General features: G+C 69.0%; 1 protein-coding gene and 2 pseudogenes. 2 read left to right on the top strand and 1 reads right to left on the bottom strand.

The features are described 5' to 3' along the window. On the top strand, positions 1-104 hold a 104-nt coding region (locus AB0P35_RS42140), incomplete at its 5' end, for a gas vesicle protein GvpG (protein ID WP_363521916.1). 45 nt (positions 105-149) lie between these two features. Further along, positions 150-350 (top strand): annotated as a pseudogene (gene gvpJ, locus AB0P35_RS42135) (gas vesicle protein GvpJ); the annotation flags it as partial. A gap of 1 nt (position 351) precedes the next feature. On the opposite strand, the pseudogene AB0P35_RS42130 reads toward gvpJ, so the two are convergent. Beyond that, positions 352-863: pseudogene (locus AB0P35_RS42130) on the bottom strand (SDR family oxidoreductase). Positions 864-1,321 lie beyond the last annotated feature (458 nt).

Here is a 1,321-nt window from a genome sequence, read left to right as displayed (position 1 = left end):
TCCTGGCCGGTGAGATCGACGACGAGACGTTCGACCGGCGTGAGGACGAGCTCCTCGACCGCCTGGACGAGATCAGAGCCCACAGGCAACAGACCGGCACCTGACAGTGCGCCGCTCAACCCCCGGATGGAGAAGGAGGCGACACGACCGTGACCGACCCTGTCGCCAACCGCCTCGGGTCATTCCCCTCCAGGTCGGCGCCGCCCGGGGGCCAGTCCTCGGCCAGCCTCGCCGACATCCTGGAACGCGTGCTGGACAAGGGCATCGTCATCGCCGGGGACATCCAGATCAACCTCCTCGACATCGAACTGCTCACCATCAAACTGCGTCTGCTGATCGCCTCCGTGGACCTCAACCTCGACCTCGGCCCACTCGGCACCTTCCTCCCACCACCGGACTGACACACAACACGCGGGCCCAACGCAGGTGAAGCCTTCTGCTCTCGGACAGCGGCGCGTTGGAAGGCTGCGGGCCCTGGACTGATGCGGTGTTGATGATCAACGACCCGGGACGCAGGTGCGGCAGCAATGCCCGGCACAGCCAGAACATCGCGTAGAGGTTGGTCTTCATCACCCGGTCGAACTGCTCGGTGCTGATGGCGGCGAGGCCGTCGGGCTGGGACAGCTGGTAGGCGGTGGTGTTGACGAGGATGTCGAGGCCGGCGAGTTCGCCGGCGCACTGCGCCACCAGCTCGGCGCAGAACTGCTCCCGCGCACATCGCCGGCCACGGCGAGGGTTGTTCGGCGCCCGCCGCTCTCGATCAGCCTGCTGGTCTCCCGGGCGTCCTTCTCATCGTCGGGGAGGTGGCAGAACGCCACGTCGGCGCCCTCGCGGGCGAAGGCGAGCGCGACGGCGCGGCCGATGCCGGGGTCCGCGCCGGTGATGAGCGCAACCCGGCCCTTCAGGCGGTCGGTGCCCGATAGGTGCTCTGGCGTAGTCCGGTTCCGGGTCCATGGCAGACCCGTGTCCGGGGTGGGGCTGCTGCTGTTCGGGGACGGGGTACTGCTCGACGGGGTCTGCCGGGGTGAACTGGTCGCGGGTCATGGCCGGGCCCCCGACCCGGGGACCGCCTGCAGGGGTTGGTCGAGCGGGCCAGCCCCCTCTCGTCCTCCGGTGACGGTCCGCCGGGCGCGCCCGGTGGTGCAGTCTCGGCGACCGGTGTCTGCGCATTCGGTTCGTACTGGGAGGTCCTGGCGGCAGGTCCTTCGACTCACGAGACATGGGGCTGTCGGCGGCGGCTGAACCGTGACCCAGTTTGGGCGGTTGAGTTCTGACCCTCGCGTCGTCGGTGCTCGTGCTCAGTCGTTGTCGGTGGTGGGGA

Source organism: Kitasatospora sp. NPDC085879 (assembly GCF_040686255.1).
Taxonomy (GTDB): Bacteria; Actinomycetota; Actinomycetes; order Streptomycetales; family Streptomycetaceae; genus Kitasatospora.
Note: the sequence above shows the minus strand (reverse complement) of the source record. Positions and strands in the feature narration are given on the sequence as shown.